At 73.7% G+C, this 19,245-nt stretch carries 17 protein-coding genes; 9 read left to right on the top strand and 8 right to left on the bottom strand.

What is annotated here, in order from left to right:
* The first annotated feature begins 48 nt into the window (after positions 1-48).
* From ACE1OC_RS36395 to ACE1OC_RS36370, 6 genes are all read left to right on the top strand, one after another.
* Positions 49-546, top strand: a complete 498-nt coding sequence (locus ACE1OC_RS36395; RefSeq protein ID WP_407840580.1) for a hypothetical protein — start codon at positions 49-51, stop codon at positions 544-546.
* A gap of 97 nt (positions 547-643) precedes the next feature.
* Complete coding sequence (locus tag ACE1OC_RS36390) at positions 644-1,309, top strand: NAD(P)-dependent oxidoreductase (RefSeq protein ID WP_407840579.1); 666 nt, start codon at positions 644-646, stop codon at positions 1,307-1,309.
* Between the two features lie 81 nt (positions 1,310-1,390).
* Positions 1,391-3,319: an RNA ligase family protein gene (locus tag ACE1OC_RS36385; protein WP_407840578.1), complete on the top strand. Its 1,929-nt coding sequence runs from the start codon at positions 1,391-1,393 to the stop codon at positions 3,317-3,319.
* The gene (locus ACE1OC_RS36380) at positions 3,319-6,195 is read left to right on the top strand and encodes a poly(A) polymerase (protein WP_407840577.1); all 2,877 of its coding nucleotides are present in this window, start codon (positions 3,319-3,321) and stop codon (positions 6,193-6,195) included. Before ACE1OC_RS36385 ends, ACE1OC_RS36380 begins: the two co-directional genes overlap by 1 nt.
* Before the next feature lie 324 nt (positions 6,196-6,519).
* Positions 6,520-8,706, top strand: a complete 2,187-nt coding sequence (locus tag ACE1OC_RS36375) for a discoidin domain-containing protein (protein WP_407840576.1) — start codon at positions 6,520-6,522, stop codon at positions 8,704-8,706.
* 134 nt (positions 8,707-8,840) lie between these two features.
* Positions 8,841-9,914 carry a DUF1996 domain-containing protein gene (locus ACE1OC_RS36370; protein ID WP_407840575.1) on the top strand — a complete coding sequence of 358 codons (1,074 nt, stop codon included), beginning with the start codon at positions 8,841-8,843 and terminating at the stop codon, positions 9,912-9,914.
* Positions 9,915-10,087: 173 nt separating this feature from the next.
* Here the strand turns inward: ACE1OC_RS36370 and ACE1OC_RS36365 are convergent, their stop codons facing one another.
* Complete coding sequence (locus tag ACE1OC_RS36365) at positions 10,088-11,005, bottom strand: NADP-dependent oxidoreductase (RefSeq protein ID WP_407841790.1); 918 nt, start codon at positions 11,003-11,005, stop codon at positions 10,088-10,090.
* A gap of 245 nt (positions 11,006-11,250) precedes the next feature.
* Between ACE1OC_RS36365 and ACE1OC_RS36360 the strand changes: the two genes are divergently transcribed.
* Both ACE1OC_RS36360 and ACE1OC_RS36355 read left to right on the top strand, forming a co-directional pair.
* Positions 11,251-12,576: an ROK family transcriptional regulator gene (locus tag ACE1OC_RS36360; protein ID WP_407840574.1), complete on the top strand. Its 1,326-nt coding sequence runs from the start codon at positions 11,251-11,253 to the stop codon at positions 12,574-12,576.
* Positions 12,573-13,088, top strand: coding sequence for a putative immunity protein (locus ACE1OC_RS36355; protein WP_407840573.1), 516 nt, complete (start codon positions 12,573-12,575; stop codon positions 13,086-13,088). Before ACE1OC_RS36360 ends, ACE1OC_RS36355 begins: the two co-directional genes overlap by 4 nt.
* 44 nt (positions 13,089-13,132) lie before the next feature.
* Here the strand turns inward: ACE1OC_RS36355 and ACE1OC_RS36350 are convergent, their stop codons facing one another.
* The 4 genes from ACE1OC_RS36350 to ACE1OC_RS36335 form a co-directional block, all read right to left on the bottom strand.
* The gene (locus tag ACE1OC_RS36350) at positions 13,133-13,615 is read right to left on the bottom strand and encodes a hypothetical protein (protein ID WP_407840572.1); all 483 of its coding nucleotides are present in this window, start codon (positions 13,613-13,615) and stop codon (positions 13,133-13,135) included.
* Positions 13,616-13,708: 93 nt separating this feature from the next.
* Positions 13,709-14,767 (bottom strand): LacI family DNA-binding transcriptional regulator, encoded by a 1,059-nt coding sequence (locus ACE1OC_RS36345; RefSeq protein ID WP_407840571.1) that lies wholly within the window; start codon positions 14,765-14,767, stop codon positions 13,709-13,711.
* A gap of 59 nt (positions 14,768-14,826) precedes the next feature.
* Entirely contained in the window at positions 14,827-15,441 is a 615-nt protein-coding gene (locus ACE1OC_RS36340; RefSeq protein ID WP_407840570.1) for an HD domain-containing protein, read from the bottom strand.
* 50 nt (positions 15,442-15,491) lie between these two features.
* A complete protein-coding gene (locus ACE1OC_RS36335) occupies positions 15,492-16,571 on the bottom strand; it encodes an RNA ligase (ATP) (RefSeq protein WP_407840569.1) in 1,080 nt (359 codons plus the stop codon).
* A 212-nt stretch (positions 16,572-16,783) separates the two neighbouring features.
* Here ACE1OC_RS36335 and ACE1OC_RS36330 point away from each other — a divergent pair, with 212 nt between their 5' ends.
* Entirely contained in the window at positions 16,784-17,527 is a 744-nt protein-coding gene (locus tag ACE1OC_RS36330) for an SDR family NAD(P)-dependent oxidoreductase (protein ID WP_407840568.1), read from the top strand.
* A gap of 40 nt (positions 17,528-17,567) precedes the next feature.
* Here the strand turns inward: ACE1OC_RS36330 and ACE1OC_RS36325 are convergent, their stop codons facing one another.
* From ACE1OC_RS36325 to ACE1OC_RS36315, 3 genes are all read right to left on the bottom strand, one after another.
* Positions 17,568-18,116 (bottom strand): AAA family ATPase, encoded by a 549-nt coding sequence (locus tag ACE1OC_RS36325; protein ID WP_407840567.1) that lies wholly within the window; start codon positions 18,114-18,116, stop codon positions 17,568-17,570.
* A 47-nt stretch (positions 18,117-18,163) separates the two neighbouring features.
* Positions 18,164-18,940, bottom strand: a complete 777-nt coding sequence (locus tag ACE1OC_RS36320; RefSeq protein ID WP_407840566.1) for a peptidoglycan-binding domain-containing protein — start codon at positions 18,938-18,940, stop codon at positions 18,164-18,166.
* Positions 18,941-19,035: 95 nt separating this feature from the next.
* On the bottom strand, positions 19,036-19,182 hold the full coding sequence (locus ACE1OC_RS36315; protein ID WP_250739300.1) for a hypothetical protein: 147 nt from the start codon (positions 19,180-19,182) through the stop codon (positions 19,036-19,038).
* Between the last annotated feature and the right edge of the window lie 63 nt (positions 19,183-19,245).

The raw sequence follows: 19,245 nt of genomic DNA, 5'->3' as shown, positions 1-19,245 counted from the left end.
ACGTCCGTCGGGCAGGGTGGGCGGATGGATTCGCGCCGGGGACCGTGGATGCCCCTGATCATTGTCGCGCTGGCCGTGGCGGCCGGGTGTGTGACCGGATGTGTGACCGTGGGTCCGGCCGGGCCGGGGGCCGTTCCCGGACCCGGGCCGGGGAACGGAGCACGGCCCGCGCCGACGCAGGTGCGGACGGTCCTGCCGGGACCGGCGACCGAGGCCTGGCCGCTGGGGGCGCTGCCGGAGGTCGCACAGGATGCGGCTGCCGATGCTGCGCCGGAGGGCGCCTCGACTCCCGCGCCGGGGGCCGCAGTTGCTCCGCGGCCGGCCCCGCCCGCTGCGCCCGCCGCCCGGGCGCGGACCCGGGTGAAGCCCGCCGCCCCGCGGCACCGGCCGGCGAAGCCCCGGCGGGTCGTGCCGAAGAAGCCCGCGGCGCCCGCAGCGCAGGCCCGTCGCCCCCGGCCCGCACCGAACCGCACGTACGACATGGCGCCGCTGTGCGCGGCGGCCCGGGGGACGGTGGACCCGGCCATCGTCGCGCTGTGCCACTGACCGCGTGGCGCTGCCGCGTGCGGGAGGCGGGATTCGCTTGGATGGGCCCGGCGGACCCCGACCGGGGCCCCTCCAGCCTCCACCTCCAGGAGTGGCCATGGCGAAGATCGCTCTCTTCGGCGCGACCGGCATGATCGGATCCCGGGTGCTGCACGAAGCACTCGGGCGCGGACACGAGGTCACGGCCGTCGTACGCGATCCCGCGCACTTCGCCGAGTCCGAAGTCAGCTCCGCGGACGTCGGCGTCGTACGCGGCGACGTCCTCGACCCCGCGTCCGTGAGCCGGGCGGCGGCCGGGCAGGACGTGGTGGTCAGCGCGTACGGTCCGGGCTCCGGGGATCCCGGCACGCTCGTCGGTGCGGCGAAGGCACTGATCGGCGGCGTCCAGGCCCTCGGCGAGGACGGGCCCCGGCCGCGCGTGGTCACCGTCGGCGGTGCGGGCTCCCTGCGCACCCCCGGCGGACCGAAGGTCTGGGACCAGGCCGGGATCCCGGCGCCGGTGCTCGCCGTCATGCACGCCCACGGGGACGCCCTCGACTTCCTGCGGACCGTTCCGGTGGACGAGGTCCACTGGACCAACCTCAGCCCGGCCGCCACGATCGAGCCGGGCACCCGGACGGGCACGTACCGGCTGGGGCTCGACGAGCTGGTCGTGGACGATCACGGGAACAGCCTGATCTCCACGGAGGACTTCGCGGTCGCGCTGCTGGACGAGATCGAGCGCGACGCGCACGCGGGCAAGCGGTTCACCATCGGGTACTGAGCCGCCGATATTCGCTGGTCCGGGCTGGTTCGGCCTCCCTAGAGTGGCCGGGCACCAGCCTCGGCCCGCAGGGAGCGGATCATGCGTACGCACTACCCCCGGACCCCGCACCTGCCCTGGTCTCCGGGTGCGACGTCCGACGACGTGCGGACCACCGGCCCCGGCATGCTGGCCGGGTTCGCCGGGCGCGAGGTCGTGGTCACCGAGAAGCTCGACGGCGAGAACACCACCCTCTACACGGACGGCCTGCACGCACGGTCGCTCGACTCGGGCCACCATCCGTCGCGGGCCTGGGTGAAGGGGCTGCAGAGCCGCATCGGCCCGGGAATCCCGGCCGGTTGGCGGGTGTGCGGGGAGAACGTCTTCGCCCGGCACTCGCTCGCGTACGAGGAACTCGACGCGTGGTTCTACGGGTTCTCGGTGTGGGACGGCGACCACTGCCTGGACTGGGACCGGACGGAGCTCTTCCTGCGCGGTCTCGGAGTCCCCGGACCCCGCGTCCTGTGGCGCGGCGTCTTCGACGAGCGGGCACTGCGCCGGCTCCGGCTCGATACGGCGCGGCAGGAGGGGTACGTCGTCCGCACCGCGGCCGGCTTCGACCGGGCCGACTTCGGGCGGTGCGTGGCCAAATGGGTGCGGGGCGGGCACGTGCAGACGGACACGCACTGGATGTACGCCCAGGTCGTGCCGAACGGGCTCGGTCCGACGGCCGCCCTCTGGGACGCCCGGTCGGGCGCGGATCCGGACGCGGCCGGGCTGCTCCGCGCGGTGGGGGCGGGCCTGGGGGTGGGGACCGCCACTGCGACCGGGGCGGCGGTCGAGGCGGCCGGAGTCGAGGAGCTGGTCGCCGAAGTTGCGGACCGCATCGACGGGCTGAGCGTGCGCCGGTCCGGGGAGGAACGGCTGGCCGGGATCCTGGCCGCGGCCCTGCACGGCGTACCGCGGTCCGTGCTCGCGTCCCGGCTGGCGGCGGGGCCGCTCGGGATGGCCACCGCACGGCGGGTCGCGGACCTGGTCGGGCTCTACCCGGCGCTGCGCAGGCCCTTCCCCTACCCGGACGCGGAACGGCGGGCGGGGCTCGTACGGATGGCGGAGGCGGCCGACCTGGGAGTGCTGCACGCGCTGGCCGGGGCCCTCCCCGGGGCCGGTGGGGGCGGTGAGCGGGGCGACGGGGCCGGCGAGCGGGTCGAGCACGCCGAACACGTCGAGTGCGTCGAGTGGTCCGCACTGCACGCCGAGGAGGCGGGGCTGCTCGGTCCGGCGCCCTTGGAGTCGCTGCGGGACGGACTGCGCGAGGCCCTCGCCGGAGCCGGCATAGGCGACGGAGGCGACGCGGGCGACGGAGGTACGGGCGGTGACGCCGCCGACCGCTGCTGGGCCGAGGCGCGCCATGCCTACGGGCAGGGCAAACTGACCGGCGCCGAGGAGGCGGTCGCGGCGACCTGGCGTTGGCGGGACGGCGCCTCCTTCCCCCGCCTGGTGCAGCTCTGCGGACCCTCGGGCAGCGGGAAGAGCACCTACGCCCGGAGCCTGCCCGGGGTGGAGGCGTACATCAGCCTCGACGACCTGCGCGGCGCCCGGGGCTCCCGCGCGGACCAGCGGGACAACGCGGACGTGCTCCGCGAAGGCCTCGACCGGCTGGACTCCGCGCTCGCCGCGGCAGCGCGCCGAGGGGGCACGGTGGTGTGGGACGCGACCTCGCTCACGGCCCGGCAGCGCGGGCCGGCCGGCGCGGTCGCCCGGCGGCGCGACGCGCTCGTCACGCATGCCGTGCTGCTGGTCGAGGAGGCGGAGCTGATGCGCCGCAACTCCACGCGGACCCACCCGGTTCCGGAGCAGGTGCTGTCCTCCCAGCTGCGCCGGTTCGCTCCGCCGTATCCCGGCGAGGCGCACCGCACGTGGTACATCGGGGCGGGCGGAACCGTCGAGGACACGGCGGGCACGATCGGTGCGGCGACCCGCACGGTGCCCGGCACCGCGACCCGCACGACGACCCGCGAGGAGGGCTGATGCGTACCAGCGAGGAGCTCTACCACCAGGTCCGCTGGGACCCCCGCTTCGATCCCGCCCGGTTCACACTGGGACTGCTGCAGCGCGGAGCCGCGCCGAAGCGGGTACCGCTGCCGTCCTTCGTGCCCGGGGGAGACATCCCCTGGCACCGGGTGCTGTTCGTGGAAGCCGACGGCCAGCTGGTGTGGGACCGGGCGACGGGCGTCGACGTCATCGACAGCACCGCGGCCGGACGGGTCCGCGACCCGAGGCTGCTGCGGGCGCCGTTCTTCACCGCACGGACGCCGTACGCGTGGAACGCGTCCGGCGGCGGCGCGTGGCGGGCTGCGCCCGAGGGTACGGCCACCGGCGCTCAACGACCTTCACACATACGCCTGTTGACATGGAACACGCTCTGGGACCGGTACGACGCCCCACGCATCGCCACCGCACGGCGCAGGCCGCTGCTGCTGGCCGACCTGGCGGCGGCGGACGCCGATGTGATCGCGCTCCAGGAGGTGGAGCGCGAGCTGCTCGGCATGCTCCTCGCGGAGCCGTGGGTGCGGGCCCGCTACACGGTCGCCGCGGACCCGGGCGGCCGGGACGTGGCGGAGAGCGGGCTGCTGGTGCTGAGCCGACTGCCGGTGCGGGAGGCGGGCGTTCACGTGCTGGGTCCGCACAAGGCGGTCGTCGCCGTGACCGTGGACACGGCGGGTGGGCCCCTGGTGGTCGCGGCCACGCACCTGACGAGCGATCACACGGAGCGGGGCGAGGACCGCCGCACGGCCGAACTGGCGCGACTTTCTGAGGGGTTGGCCGGAATCGAGGCGGCCGACGTGGCCCTGCTCGGCGATTTCAACGACGGTCGGTCGGGAGCCGAGGGACCGGCGGCGACGCTGGGGCTCCGGGACGCGTGGACCGAGGTGCACGGGCCGCAGGACGGGACCGCGACCTTCGACCCCGTCGCCAATCCGCTCGCGGCCGTGGGGTCGTTGACGGGGCGGGCCGCCCGCCTGGACCGGATCCTGCTGCGGTCGGCGGGGGTTCGCGTGGCGGAGGCCGCACTGCGCGGCGACTCCCCGGCAGCGGACGGACTGTTCATCTCCGACCACTACGGGGTCGAGGCCGCCCTGGACTTCGGCCCGGCGGCCGACGGGTCCGAACATGCGGTGCTGGACGTCCACGCCACCGCGCGGACGGCGGTGGCGTGGCTGGCGCCGCCGGACGAGGCGGTCGAGGCGCTGCGTCGCGCACACGACCCGCAGGCGGAGCGCTGGCCCGCGCACGTGAACCTGCTCTTCGGCTTCGTACCGGAGTCCTCCTTCGAGGCGGCGCTGCCCCTGCTGGCCGAAGCGGCCGCGGAAACGGCCGCGTTCACCGCACGCCTGGAGGGCGTGTACGCCTTCGGCCCGACCCTGTGGCTGGACCCGGCCGCGGCCGGTGACGCGCCGTGGCAGGCGATGCGGCAGTCCCTGGCGGCACGGTTCCCGGGCTGCCGGGGCCGGGCCGAGGGCTTCACCCCCCACCTGACCCTGGGCCGCAGCCCCGATCCCCGCCGCGCGGAACGCGAGTTCGCGGGCCGCCTGGGCGCCGGCCGCACGGCCCGCGTGGCCTCGCTCGCCGTACTGTCCCGACGCGGGGACGGCCCGATGGAGATCCGCGCCACGGTGGAACTCGGCACGGGGAGAACCCACTGGACCCCCGACCCGCCACGCCCCGCACCCTCCGGCCCGGGCGACGCGGGGCTCGCCGCGAGGGTCGCCGCGGCGCTGCCCGAGGGGGTCGTGTACGTGGCCGGCTCGCGCCGCATGGGGTGTGCGGGGGCGGGCTCCGATCTGGACCTGGTCGCGGCCCTGCCCGGCGCCGTCGACTTGGCGGGAGTGCGGGCGCGCATCGCGTCGGCCCTCCCCGAGGCCGAACGGGTCCGCGAGGTGGCCGGTGCCCGGGTGCCGGGCCTGCGGTTCGGCGTCACCGGGCTGGACGTGGACCTCGTGGTGGTCGCCACCGGGCCGGTGCCGCCGGAGCGGGCCGTCGCCGGGCGGGCGGAGCTGGGCGAGGCCGCGGCGGTGGCGCTGAGTGCGGTGAGCGACGCCGAGGCGGTACGGGACTTCGTGGGCCCGGAGCACGCCGCGTTCGCCCGGCTGGCGCGCGAGGTCAAGGCCTGGGCCCGGTCCCGGGGTGTGGACTCGGCGCCCTTCGGCGGCCTGCCGGGACTCGCCTGGTCGGTGCTGGCCGCCCATACGGTCCGCTCCGCCCCCGACCTCTCCCCCGGGCCCCTGCTCCGCACCTTCTTCGCCACCTGGGCCGCCTGGGACTGGCGCACCCCGGTGTCGCTGGACCTGCCGCAGGCCGCGCCGGCCGCCCAGGGCACAGCCGCGTACGCAGCCGCATGCGCAGCCGCATGCGCGGCCGGGGACCCGGTCACCGTGTTGACCCCGTCCGCCCCGGTCCGTAGCTGCACCGGACAAGTCACCGCAGGAATGGCCGAGTTGCTGACGCGGGAGCTGTTCGCCGCATGGGAGGCACTGGAGGAGAGCCCCGCGGCACGGCTGGCCGACGCCGTCGCCGCTGCCACGCCACCGCACCGCCTGCACGCCGCCTGGGCCGTGGTCACCGTGACGGGCTCCCGGCCCGGCGACTTCGAGGACAACCTGGGCCGCACCCGCGGCCGGCTGCGCGCCCTGCTCGGCGCCCTGACGGAGGCCGGGTGCGCGGACGCCCACGCCTGGCCCCGGCCCTTCGAGCGGACGCCGAGCCTGGCCCGCTTCGCGATCGGCCTCGGCCACACGCCTCCGGACGCGAGCGCCCTGGCGGCCCTGGCATCACCCTGGTCCGCGACGCTCCCCGGCACCGAGGTGAGCCGGGCGGACTGCGGCACCGTCCCCGACCTTTCCTGACGACAAGTAGCGAACGCAGGACGGCATCGGTCGAACCTCGGCGCCCACCCTCCGAACGCGGCGAGGACTCCCGACCAGAGCTCCGCCCCGCCGTAGCGGGCACGGCGAGACGGAGCGGTCAGAGCCTCAGTAGAGTTGTGCAAAGTTTTTTCGTCAATACTTTTCACAAGGATTGAAGAAACTCCAAGTTCACAGGCCTGATGCGTGTTTGACATGGCATTGGATCTTCAGTTCATGAACGCTCAAACCCTTGACGGCCCCGGCGCCGGGCAGTTCACTCACGCTTCGATCCCCCCGGATCCACAACGTCAGGAGTAGCCCCGCATGCCCCTCCTCTCCGCCCACCCTCCCCACCCGGCGCGCCGCGTGTCGCGACCGTCCCGGCTGACCGTGGCTTCCCTCGCGGCCGCCCTGGTCGCGGCCCTCCTCGTGCTCCTGCCGAGCACCGCGGCGACCGCCGCGCCCACGCTGCTCTCCCAGGGCAAGCCCGCCACCGCCTCCTCCTCCGAGGGCGCCGGCACCCCCGCGTCCGCGGCCGTGGACGGCAGCAACGGGACCCGCTGGTCGAGCCAGTTCGCCGATCCGCAGTGGATACAGGTCGACCTCGGCGCGGCCGCCCAGCTGAGCCAGGTCGTCCTGCGCTGGGAGACCGCCGCCGCGAAGGCGTACCGCCTCGAGCTGTCCACGGACGGCGCGAATTGGTCCACGGCCTACTCCACGGCCAACGGCACGGGCGGCGTGCAGACCCACGACATCACCGGCACCGCCCGCTACGTCCGCGTGTACGGCACCCAGCGGACCACCGGATACGGGTACTCCCTCTGGGAGTTCCAGGTCTACGGCACCGGGGGCACCGGACCGCAGCTGCCCGGCGGCGGCGACCTCGGCCCCAACGTGATCGTCTTCGACCCGTCCACGCCGAACATCCAGGCCAAGCTGGACGAGGTGTTCGCCCAGCAGGAGTCGGCGCAGTTCGGCTCCGGGCGCTACCAGTTCCTCTTCAAGCCGGGCACCTACAACGGCCTCAACGCCCAGATCGGCTTCTACACCTCGATCTCCGGCCTCGGGCTGAGCCCGGACGACACCACGATCAACGGTGACGTGACCGTGGACGCGGGCTGGTTCGGCGGCAACGCCACGCAGAACTTCTGGCGTTCGGCCGAGAACCTGGCGCTCAACCCGGTCAACGGAACCGACCGCTGGGCCGTCTCCCAGGCCGCGCCGTTCCGCCGGATGCACGTCAAGGGCGGCCTCAACCTCGCCCCGTCCGGCTACGGTTGGTCCTCCGGCGGCTTCATCGCCGACTCGAAGATCGACGGTCAGGTCGGCAACTACTCGCAGCAGCAGTGGTACACCCGCGACAGCTCCATCGGCGGCTGGTCCAACGGCGTCTGGAACCAGGTCTTCTCCGGCACCCAGGGCGCGCCCGCGCAGAGCTTCCCGGAGCCGCGCTACACCACCCTCGACACCACCCCGGTCTCCCGCGAGAAGCCGTTCCTCTACCTGGACGGCTCCGAGTACAAGGTGTTCGTCCCCGCCAAGCGCACCAACGCCCGCGGCACTTCCTGGGGCAACGGAGCCCCGCAGGGCTCCTCGATCCCGCTGAGCCAGTTCTACGTGGTCAAGCCCGGCACCACCGCCGCGACGATGAACCAGGCGCTGGCCCAGGGCCTGCACCTGCTCTTCACCCCGGGCGTCTACCACGTCGACCAGACCATCCAGGTCAACCGTGCGGACACGGTCGTCCTGGGCCTCGGCCTCGCCACCATCATCCCGGACAACGGGGTGACGGCGATGAAGGTCGGCGACGTCGACGGGGTCAAGCTCGCCGGGTTCCTGGTCGACGCGGGCCAGGTCAACTCCCCCACCCTGCTGGAGGTCGGCCCGGCCGGCACCACCACGGACCACGCGGCGAACCCGACCACCGTCCAGGACGTGTTCATCCGCGTCGGCGGCGCGGGCGCGGGCAAGGCCACGGTCGGCATGGTGATCAACAACCACGACACGATCGTCGACCACACCTGGATCTGGCGCGCCGACCACGGCGACGGCGTGGGCTGGGAGACCAACCGCTCCGACTACGGGTTCCGCGTCAACGGTGACGACGTGCTGGCCACCGGCCTGTTCGTCGAGCACTTCAACAAGTACGACGTGGAGTGGAACGGCGAGCGCGGCCGCACGATCTTCTTCCAGAACGAGAAGGCGTACGACGCCCCCAACCAGGCCGCGATCCAGAACGGTTCGATCAAGGGATACGCCGCCTACAAGGTCGCCGACTCGGTCAACACCCACGAGGGCTGGGGCCTGGGCAGCTACTGCTACTACAACGTCGATCCGACGATCCGCCAGGACCACGGCTTCCAGGTGCCGGTGAAGCCCGGCGTGAAGTTCCACGACATCCTCGTGGTCTCGCTCGGCGGCAACGGCCAGTACGAGCACGTCATCAACAACACGGGCGCGCCGACCTCGGGCACCTCGACCATCCCCTCCACCGTCGTCTCCTTCCCCTGATCACCCCCTGACGCCCGGTTCGCGGGGCGGCCACCGGGCCGCCCCGCCTTTTCCGGGGCACGCGAGAGAGCGCTCTCCCAACCCCGCTCCCTCTCCTTTCCCTCCCTCTCCTCCCACGAGAAAGAAGCAGAGGAATGCATCTCCGACCGCGGACCCTGTCCGCACTCCTGGTCTCGGCGGCCATCGCCGTGACCGCGGCCGCCGGACTCGGCGCCACCACGCTCACCGCACAGGCCTCGCCCGACTCCGGCGCCGTCCACATGAACATGGACCACTCCGCCGTGGCGGCGGTCGCCGGGGGCGACGACCCCGACGGCGACGGCTACATCCCGGCCGTTCCGCAGGTCACCGGCGTGACCCCGTCCTGGAACAACCCGCCGGACCGCTACTTCCACGAGTTCCAGGCCAACTGCTCGGTCACCAAGACCGCGCCCGACGACCCGATCGTGTACGCGGGCCGGCCCGGCGCCTCGCACGACCACACCTTCATGGGCAACACCGGCACGGACGGCAACAGCACCACCGCCTCCCTCAGTGCCGGCAGCACGGCCTGTACCGCGCTCGGCGACCTGTCCGGCTACTGGATGCCGACGCTCCTCAACGGCAGCCAGAAGATCCTGCCCACGGGCCCCCAGGTCATCTACTACAAGACCGGGGTCACCGACTACACGAGCGTGCGCCCCTTCCCCAAGGGACTGCGCTTCCTCGTCGGAAGCCCGACCCAGACCGCGGCGGAGTTCCGCGCGCACAAGGGCTGGGTCGAGGGCTGGGAGTGCGGTGACAGCTTCAAGAACACCGAGTTCCCGGCCAACTGCCCGGCCGGCACCCAGCTCAACATCCGTATGCAGTCGCCCAGTTGCTGGGACGGCAAGAACCTCGACGTCCCGGACCACAAGGCGCACATGGCCTACCCGGTCACCAAGCCGGGCAACAACGACAACGTCTGCCCTGCTTCCCACCCGGTCGCGGTCCCGATGGTCGAGTTCAAGATGGCCTTCCCGGTCAGCGGGGACATGTCCCAGGTCAGGCTCTCCAGCGGGTCCGGCCACACCTTCCACTACGACTTCTTCAACGCGTGGGACGAGCGCACCCTGAACGCCATGGTCGAGCACTGCATCAAGGGCGGGCTGCAGTGCAACAACCGCGGCTACGACCAGTTCCACCCGGAGGCCGGCACCGTCCTGGGCCCCGACGGCCGTCTCCCGTAGCACCACTTCGGCGTCCACGCCTGGCCTACGCCTGATCCCCGGCACGACGCTCCCGTACGCTCCGCGCGCCGCCCGGAACCGACCCGGGCGGCGCGCGGTCGCGCGTGCGGAAGCCTGCGGCGCCCGAGGCATCTGCGACGCGCGCGATGCCTGCGACGCCTGCGACGTCCGGCTCAGACCTCCAGGACGATCTTCCCGGCGGTGTGTCCCTCCCGGCTGAGGTCGAAGGCGGCCGCGAGTTCCGCGAGCGGGAAGGTCTTCGCGACGGTGACGGTGAGTTGGCCGGCGTCGGCCAGCCGGCCCAGCTCGGCGAGGTCGGCGCCGACGGGCCGCACCCACATCCACTGGCCGCCCGCGCCGAGCACGGTGTGGTCGGCGATGGAGGCGTGCCGGCCGCCTTCGGCCAGTACCGCCCGGGTGGTGTCGAGGACTCCCCCGACGAAGTCGGCGACGACGGTGACCCCGTCGGGCGCGAGGGCGCGGACCCGCTCCGCGAGGCCGTCACCGTACTCGACGGGTTCGCAGCCCAGCTCGCGCAGCCGGTCGTGGTTGCGCGCGGAGGCGGTGCCGATGACGCGCGCCCCGAGCGCCCGGGCGATCTGCACGCCCAGGGAGCCGACTCCGCCCGCGGCTCCGTGCACCAGGACGGTGTCCTCCTTGCCGGTGTCCAGGCGCGTCAGCAGCTGGTACGCGGTGAGGCCGGCCAGCGGCAACCCCGCGGCCTGCTGCCAGGTCAGGGAGGCGGGCTTGGGCGCGAGGGCCCGTACGGGCACGGTGACGAACTCGGCGAAGGTGCCGCCGTGGACGTAGTCCTTGCGGGCGTAGGCGACGACCTCGTCGCCGGCGGTGAACTCGGGGGTGTCGATGCCCACGTACTCGACCGTCCCGGCCACGTCCCAGCCGGGGACGACGGGGTACACGACGTCCATCAGGCCGTCGAGACCGCCCGCCATGATCTTCCAGTCGACGGGGTTGACGGAGGCGCACCTGACCCGGACGAGGACCTCACCGGGTCCGACCTTGGGTACCGGGATCCGGGTCTCGGAGAGCACCTCCACTCCGCCGTACGTGTCGTACGTCATCGCCCGCATGGTGCCCTCTTGGTCCTCGGACATACCTCTCGCCTCTCCGTGAGCCGTTCGCCTGCCCCCGCCCCCCATCCCACCACGAAGAGCCGCGCCCGCCCCGGGAGGAGGGCCGGGCGCGGCGCGGCGGAGCCTTTCCGCGGTCCGGCGGAGCCGATTAATTCAGGTCGTGAAGTAAGTGGCGGCGATGGATCGCGCCCAGGGGTCCCGCACGGTATGTTGCGACCGATGTCAGGGGCGGAAGGAGTCATATGACGACGGGGCGCAGTGGACGCACGGTGCGGGACCTACGGACGGGCAACCGCAGCGCCGTGCTGCAGCAGTTGTACTTCGGAGGCCCTCTGAGTCGGCAGGAACTGGGGCCCGCGACCGGGCTGAGCTCGGGATCCGTCAGCAACGTGGTCGGCGAACTCGTCGCGGACGGACTGCTGGAGGAGGCCGGCATCGTCGACTCGGACGGCGGCCGCCCGCGCACGCTGCTGCGCGTGGCGCCCGGCAGCGCGCACATGATCGGCATCGATGTCGGCGAAACCCGGGTCAGGGTCGAGCTGTTCGACCTGACCCTCACCGAACTGGCGCGCACCGAGCTCCCGTTGCAGCCGCGCGGCTGCTACGACGTCGGCCCGATCGTCGACCACATCCGGAGCGGTATCGCCACCGTCCTGGAGCGCGCCGAGGTCGGGTCGGACCGGCTGCTGGGGGTCGGCATCGGCGTACCCGGCATCGTCGACCGCGACGCGCCGGGCGGAACCGTCGTCCACGGGCAGACCATCGGCTGGGACGCCGTCCCGCTGGAGGCGCTGCTGCGCGCGACGGGAGCCGTGCCGCCCGAGGTCCCGTACATCATCGACAACGGGGCGCGCACGCTCGGCCAGGCGGAGATGTGGTTCGGCGCGGGGCGCGGGGCCCGGGACGCGGTGGTCGTGCTCTTCGGATCCGGCGTCGGAGCGAGCCTCATCACCGACGGTTCCCCGGACGGTGCCACCCCTGGGGGCGCACCCCTGGAGTGGGGCCACCTCACCGTGCAGGTCCGCGGGCGGCGCTGCCGCTGCGGGGCGCTGGGGTGCCTGGAGGCCTACACGGGGGCGGAGTCGCTCCTGGCGCGGTGGGCCGAGCGGGGCGGGGGCGGGGACGCAGCCGTGGGGGACGAGGAGGAAGCCCTGGCCGCACTGCTGGCGGCGGCCGGCGGCGGGGACAAGATCGCACTGGACCTGCTCGACGAGACCGCGGAGTACCTGGGTGCGGGCCTGTCGGACGTGATCAACCTCTTCCAGCCGGAGCGGATCCTGATCGGCGGCTGGGCGGGCCTGATGCTGGGCCCGCACATCCTCCCGGCGGTACGGGAACACGCGATGCGCTACTCGCTGCGCCATCCGGCCGCCCGGGTCACGATCGACATGGGCTCCCTGGGCCCGGACGCGGTCACGGTGGGCGCGGCCACCCTCCCGCTGGCGGCCTTCTTCGCCGCGGGCGGCCGACGCACGCCGCCGGAGCCCACGACTGAGGCTCCGGGCTGGCAGACCTCGCTCCAGACCCGCGGCGGCTCGACGGCGGCCGGGGAGCGGAGCGCCCCATGATCCTCCCGAAGATCCGGGACCCCCGTTTCGTGACGATCCGCCGGGGCGGGACCCTCACCGACCCGGACCATCACCTCCTCGCCCTGTGGGCGGCGTCCTGCGCGGAGCATGTCCTCGGCCTGTTCGAGTCGGTTCGACCCGAGGACCCGCGGCCGCGCCAGGCGATCGAGCACGCCCGCGCGTGGGTGCGCGGCGAGGTCACGATGACCCGGTCACGCGCGGCGGGCGGCCACGCGATGGGCGCGGCCAGGGACCTGCGCGGGGCGGCCCGCCACGCGGCGTACGCCGCGGGCCAGGCGGGAGCCGTCGCCCACGTCGCCGCGCACGAACTCGGCGCAGCCGCCTACGCGATCAAGGCCGCCCGTGCCGCAGCACCGGAAGCCGAAGCCGAGGAGGCAGGACGCCGGGAGTGCCGCTGGCAGCGCGACCAGCTCCCGGAGGCGATCCGCGCCCTCGTCCTCGACGACCAGCGACTGCGGAACGACATCTGCTGGTCGGCCTTCGACTGCTGAACACGCCCCTCCGGGCCGTGCGGCCCTGATGTCCCGGGCGGTACCTAGCCGTTGGGCCGCAACAGCACGCGGTCGCGGCCGACGTCGAAGCCGATGAGCGGGCGGCTGCGATCCTCGGCACCCTCGGAAACCAGCACCACCGACCTGCGCAGCCTGCGCCCGATCGCACCGAGGAACCCGCCCAGCACGTCCACGCGTTCCTGTCCCTGAAGCTGCCAGATGTCCACGTCGAAGTCGATCTCGGCCGCGGAGAGCGCACAGAAGATCACCAGCACGTCCGGGTGCGGCCAGATCCGCAGCCTCGCCCGATCGGCACCGACGGGTCGGTCGAAGAGGGCCTCGGCCGATGGCAGCGGAAGAGGGTTTCCCTCGGTCACGGAGTACTCACCGCGCCAGCCGTTCTCGGCGACGAGGTCCAGGACTGCCTGCCAGTCCTCGGGACCGGTCCCTTCGACCCATCCCTCGATGATGCAGCTCCCCTCCCGCCCGAAGAGGCTGTTCACTTCGTCCCACGGCAGCTCGACCATGGGGGCATGATTGCCCGGTCCGCGCCCGTGCCGCACCCGAATTCCCGCCCACTGCGGGCCGACCACGGACTGCGGACCGCGGACCGGCCGCGTTCACGCCGAGTCTCGGACCACCAGTTCCGGGTCGAAGAGCACTGCCGCCGGGTCCGTCGGGGCCGTGCCGGCCACCCGGTCCAGGAGGAGGCGGACCATTTCCGCCGCCATTTCCTCCACCGGCTGCCGGACCGTCGTGAGGCGGGGCCTGGCCGCCACCGCCGCGCCGGAGTCGTCGAAGCCGACCACCGCCACGTCCTCCGGGATCCGGCGGCCGTGTTCGCGCAGCACCAGGCAGGCGCCCTGGGCCATCAGGTCGTTCGCCGCGAACACTCCGTCCAGGTCGGGGTGTTCGGCGAGGAGCGCGCGCATCGCCTGCTCGCCGCCGTCCAGCGTGAAGTCCGCCTCGGCCACCCGTACCGCCGTCCCTGCCAGCTCGTCCCGGAAGCCCGCCACCCGGTCCCGGCTCGCCGGGACGTCCGCGGGGCCGCCGATCGCGGCCAGCCGCCGGCAGCCCCGGGCGAGGAGGTGCCGCGCGGCCAGCGCCCCGCCCTCGCGGTGGCGCAGGTCGACCCAGTCCAGCGGAACCCCGGGCGCCGGCCGGGCGAAGAGCACCGCGGGCAGGCCGGCGCGCGCGAGCATCCCGGGCAGCGGGTCGCGACCGTCGGTGGTGACGAGCAGTGCTCCGTCCCCACCGCCCTGGGTGAGGTACGCGACCACCTGCGCGCGGTCCGCCTCCCCGTCGGCGAACAGCAGCACCGGGTGCACTCCGCGCGGGCGCAGGGCCCGTACGACCCCGCTCACCACCCGGCCGAAGAAGGGGTCCTGGAACACCCGGCCGGTGTCCGCGCCCGCGCCCGAGACCACCAGCGCGACCGCACCCGAGCGCCGGGTCACCAGCGAGCGGGCCGCGCGGTTCGGTACGTATCCGGTCGCTGCGACGGCGCGCTGGACCGCCTGCTGGATGGCGGGGTCCACGTTGCGGACCCCGTTCACCACGCGGGACACCGTGGCCCGGGACACCCCGGCCGCCCGGGCCACGTCCTCCAGGGTCGGGGCCGTGCCGGTGCCGGTGGCCGTCCCGGCGCCCGCACCGGTGGCCGTGCTCGCTGCGTCCATGTCGGCACTGTAGTCGCCCGCGCTCAGCGCCCGATCGCCCCCCGGAGCGGTCCGGAGACTCAGGCCGGGCGGCGGACGTGGATCGGGTGGGCCGCCTGGAAGGCCAGACGGCCGTCCGCCCCGTCCGCGATCCGGGCGAGCAGTGAGTCGAGGTCGAGGTAGGCCTCCCAGCGCTCGGTTCCGGGCGGGGAGGCCCGTACCAGGCGGTCGATGAGCAGGTCCTCCAGGCCGGTGACCCGCTTGCCCTTCCACACCTTGTCGGCAGTGCTGACCAGCAGCTCCTCGAGGCTCACCGCAGGGGCCAGCCAGGCCCCGTGGGTGGCGGCGAAGCGGGCCCGTTCAGGGGTGAAGCCGTGCGCGAGGAGCAGCTCCCGCCCGGCCGGCTCGTGCGCCGAACCGGGGCCTTCGAGTTCGGCGGTGTGCACGGCCTTGCCGATGTCGTGCGTGGCCGCGCCGAAGAGCACGGCCTCACGGTCGAAGGTCAGCTCCGGACGGAACCGGGCGAACCAGTCCGTCAGTTCGTACGCCACGTCGTGCACGAGCCGCAGGTGCGCCGCGAGCCGGGGCGGCGCGGCCAGCTCGCGCAGCAACGCGGCCACCGCCTCCGGGAGCAGGCGCAGCGGCGGGTCCGCCGGGGCGTCGAGCGCTCGGGCGAGGGGGGCGGATTCGGGCATCCGACCAGACTAGCCGGGGGCGATCCCGGCCGCCGGCGACCACCCCCGCCTCACTCGTACTCCGTGCCCCCCTTGCGCGTCAGGTACGCCGGGCTGACCGCCTTGGCTATGGCCCGGCCTCCGAGCAGGGCGCTGTAGCGTTCCGTCGCCGGGCGGATGACCACACCCTCGCGCAGGTGGACGGCCCGGCCGGACACGGTCTCCCGGCCGCTCGCCCACTCCAGGACCTTGTCGAGGGCGTACGGGCCTTCGAACAGCCGGGGAACCAGGGGGAGTTCGGACTCGATGAGGACTTCCGCCGGGTCCAGCCAGCGTACTTGGCCGTCGATCTCGGCCGAGATGTCGAAGACGGCGTACCCGGGTGCCGCGTCGGCCCCACCTCGTACGTCGGTTCCGTACGCCAGGTCCTGGACGCCCTTGCCGTACACCTCGCCGAAGATCCCGACCCGGGTCGCCCCGAGCCGTTCCGCCAGGCGGGCGGCGACCTCGGGGACTCCGTGGCCGCGTACGGCACGCCAGTAGAGGTTGCGCTCGTCCTCGCGGAGGGCCAGCCCCCGGGACCCGACCCCCTTCGACGAGACCAGGACGCGGCCTTCGCCGGCGAGATAGGTCAACAGGCAGGCCGTACCGTGCAGTTTCTCCGTGAGGACGACCTGCTCGCCGGGCTCGAAGATGTCCGGGTAGCGCTGGAGGTTCTCGATGTCCACCCACGGGAGCAGCTCGGGGGCCGCCTCCACGTCGCCGCTCATGGTCGCCGGGACGGGCGGGACCCACTTGACGACGCCGAGCAGCCCGGCGAAGTCCGCGCCCTCCTCGGCCGCCCGCACGAGGTCCACGCCGTCCAGGGCGCGCGGCAGGCAGACGAGTCCCTGGGAGAGTTCGCCGCGCAGCCGAACGGCTTTGACTCGGTCGGCCGTGGAGCCGGCCAGGCGGCCGGTCAGTCCGAGTTCCTCGATCAACTCGACCGGGAGGACGGACTGTTCGGGGATGTAGAGCGCGAAGTCGCCGGTCCGATAGGCACCTTTGGCCACGACCGCCCGATAGAGGCCGACTTGCGCCAGTTCCAGTGCGTCGGCGTTCGGGTGCGGATGGACTACGAGCTCTTCGGCGGTGACCCGCAGGGTCGACATGGTGGTGCTCCTCGGTAGGGCGGAATCGGGCGGAGCCGCCGCGGGGACTCCGGCAGGAGTACCGGCGGACGCTCCGGCGGAGCCTTCGCACGGGCTCCGCCAGCACTCTGCGCTACGCCATTTCCGCTGGTCCACCACATATCGCGGTGTTAGCCTGCGGCGATCCCAGGTGTGGGCACGACACGGGGTATTGCGTCACACAGGAGGCTCATATGTCACGTCGTCCGGTCACCGTCGTCACCGGAGGCAGTCGCGGAATCGGCGCCGCCACGTGCGTCCGGCTCGCCGCCGACGGGCACGATCTCGTCCTCGGCTACCTCCACGACGACGACGCCGCCAAGGCCACCGCGGACCGGGTGCGGGCGGCCGGCGCCCGGTGTGTGACCGTGCGCGGCGACACCTCCGAGGAGTGCGGCGTGGATCGGCTCTTCGACATCGCCGGAGCCGAGTTCGGCGCCGTGACCGGACTGGTCAACAACGCCGGAGTGACCGGCACTCCGGGCCGGCTCGCCGACATCCGGACCGAGGACCTGCGCCGCGTGCTCGACGTGAACCTCCTCGGGTACCTGCTCTGCTGCCGCCGGGCCGCCCGGGACATGGCCGAATCGGGCGGCGGAGCGATCGTCAACGTCTCCTCCGCGGCCGCCACCCTGGGCAGTCCCGGCCGCTACGTCCACTACGCCGCGACGAAAGCCGCCACCGACACCCTGACCCTGGGCCTCTCCAAGGAGCTGGGCCCGGACGGGATCCGGGTCAACGCCGTGGCCCCCGGCATCATCGACACCGACATGCACGCCGCCATGGGCGACCCCGACCGCCCGGCGCTCGCGGCCGCCGAGATCCCGCTCGGGCGGGCCGGCCAGCCGGCGGAGGTCGCCGCGGCCATCGCCTGGCTGCTGTCCGCGGACGCCGCGTACACGACCGGTACGATCCTGCGCGTCGCCGGCGGGCGCTGACGGGCCGAGCGGCGAGCAGCGAGCAGCGAGCAGCGAGCAGCTAACCAGCGGCGCGGGGAAGCCAGTCGGCGGTGTCCACCACTTCGCGCGCGATGTCGACCACGGCCCGTCCGTCGGTCGCCACGCACACGGTGTCCGGAGGCGTCCGCTCCTCCAGGATCCGCGCCTTGCGGGCGCTGCTCGCCAGCTCGTGCTCCAGCTCCGAACCCAGTTCGCGAGCGGTCAGCCGTTCGCGCACGGTGGCGTCGGAGGCGGTGAGCACGACCCGCACGATCCTGACGTTCGCCCCCATGGCCCGTTGGAACATGCCCTCGTGCTCGGCCAGAACGCTCACGGTGTGCGTGTAGATCAGGCGGCGGTACCCGAGCTCGGCGTAGTTCGACCAGAGCGCCGTCAGGTTGCGCTCGGCGATCTTCCTGCGGCCGGGGTCTCCCTCCGGAGCCGGATGGGCCTGCCCCATGAAGTCGCCTTCGATGACGCAGTGGGCAACCATCGCGGCACGCAGACGCGCCGAGACCTCCCACCCCACGGTCGTCTTGCCGACGCCCGCCCGCCCTCCGATGAGCAATACCTCTGCTTGTTGATCCATGACTGCACCCTGCCACCGAGTACTCGAACCGCGCGAGCGAGCCGTGTTCAGCCTTCGATTCCGAAGGCCGCGCGGGTTGCCGGACCGTAGACGCCCAGTGGGTCGCCCTTGATGCTCCTGTTCTGCTGGAGCTGGGTGACGCCGCGCCGGGTCTGCTCGTCGTAGACGCCGGTGAGGGAGACGTACGTGAACCCCTGCGCGTGCAGCCGTTCCTGCAGGGCGCGCACCTCGGCCCCGCGGTCCCCCGGGCCAAGGGTTCCGTCGCCGGGCGTCGGGCGGGTGCCGGTCGGGCCCGTGGGCTTCGGGTACCGGCTCGTACTCGGCGACGGGCCGGAAGAGGGCCGTCCCGTGGCCGGCGGAGCCGTCGCGGACGGGGCTCCGGGCTCGGGCGGGCTCGGGGACTCCGCGGCCGGCGCGGTCTCCTCGCCCGCCCCCGGGCTGCGCGCGGGGAGGACCGGCACGGACAGGTTCGGCGGGACCACGGCGCGCGGCGGCTCCCGGTCGGGGCCGCGCAGGAGGAACGCGAGGGCCCCGGCCGCCCCCAGTGCGAGGAGGGCGAGTCCCACGAACGGGAGCCGACTGCCCTGCCGGTCGGCCGCCGAGGCCGACGAAGCCGATGAAGCCGATGAAGGTGCGGTCCGCTCCTCGGGCGCGGGGTCCGAACCGGGCGCGCGCGAGGGCGCGGGCTCCTCGGCGGACGCCCCGAAGCGCGTCGGTACGAGGAGCCGCCCCGACTCCTCGGGCCAGGCGGGCCCGGAGGAGCCGTGCAGCGGGCCCGAGGGGGCCACGTAGGGGCGTACGAGCAAGCGATCGTCGTCGGGCACGATCCCACTCTCATAGGGGTCAGGGGACACGGTTGTCTCGCGGCGGGTACGGGGGACGGCGCGGCGGTGCGGTGTCGGCCCCCGTACCCGGCCGGTCAGGTCCTGCGCCGCCGGGCGACCAGGACCGTCCCGGCGCCGGCGGCCGGAACACGGCCACCGCCGATCGCCGGGGGCGCGGACATGCCCGCGCCGAAACCGCCGACGGCTGCCGAAGCCAGAGGAGAGCGGGCGGACATGGGCATGTGAGGGATCTCCGAGGTGATGCTCGCGCGGTGGCGCTGGACGTCCGAATGCGCGGACGCGGT

This window comes from Streptomyces stoeckheimensis, assembly GCF_045822005.1.
Lineage (GTDB): Bacteria > Actinomycetota > Actinomycetes > Streptomycetales > Streptomycetaceae > Streptomyces > Streptomyces stoeckheimensis.
This window is presented reverse-complemented; position numbering and strand designations above follow the sequence as displayed.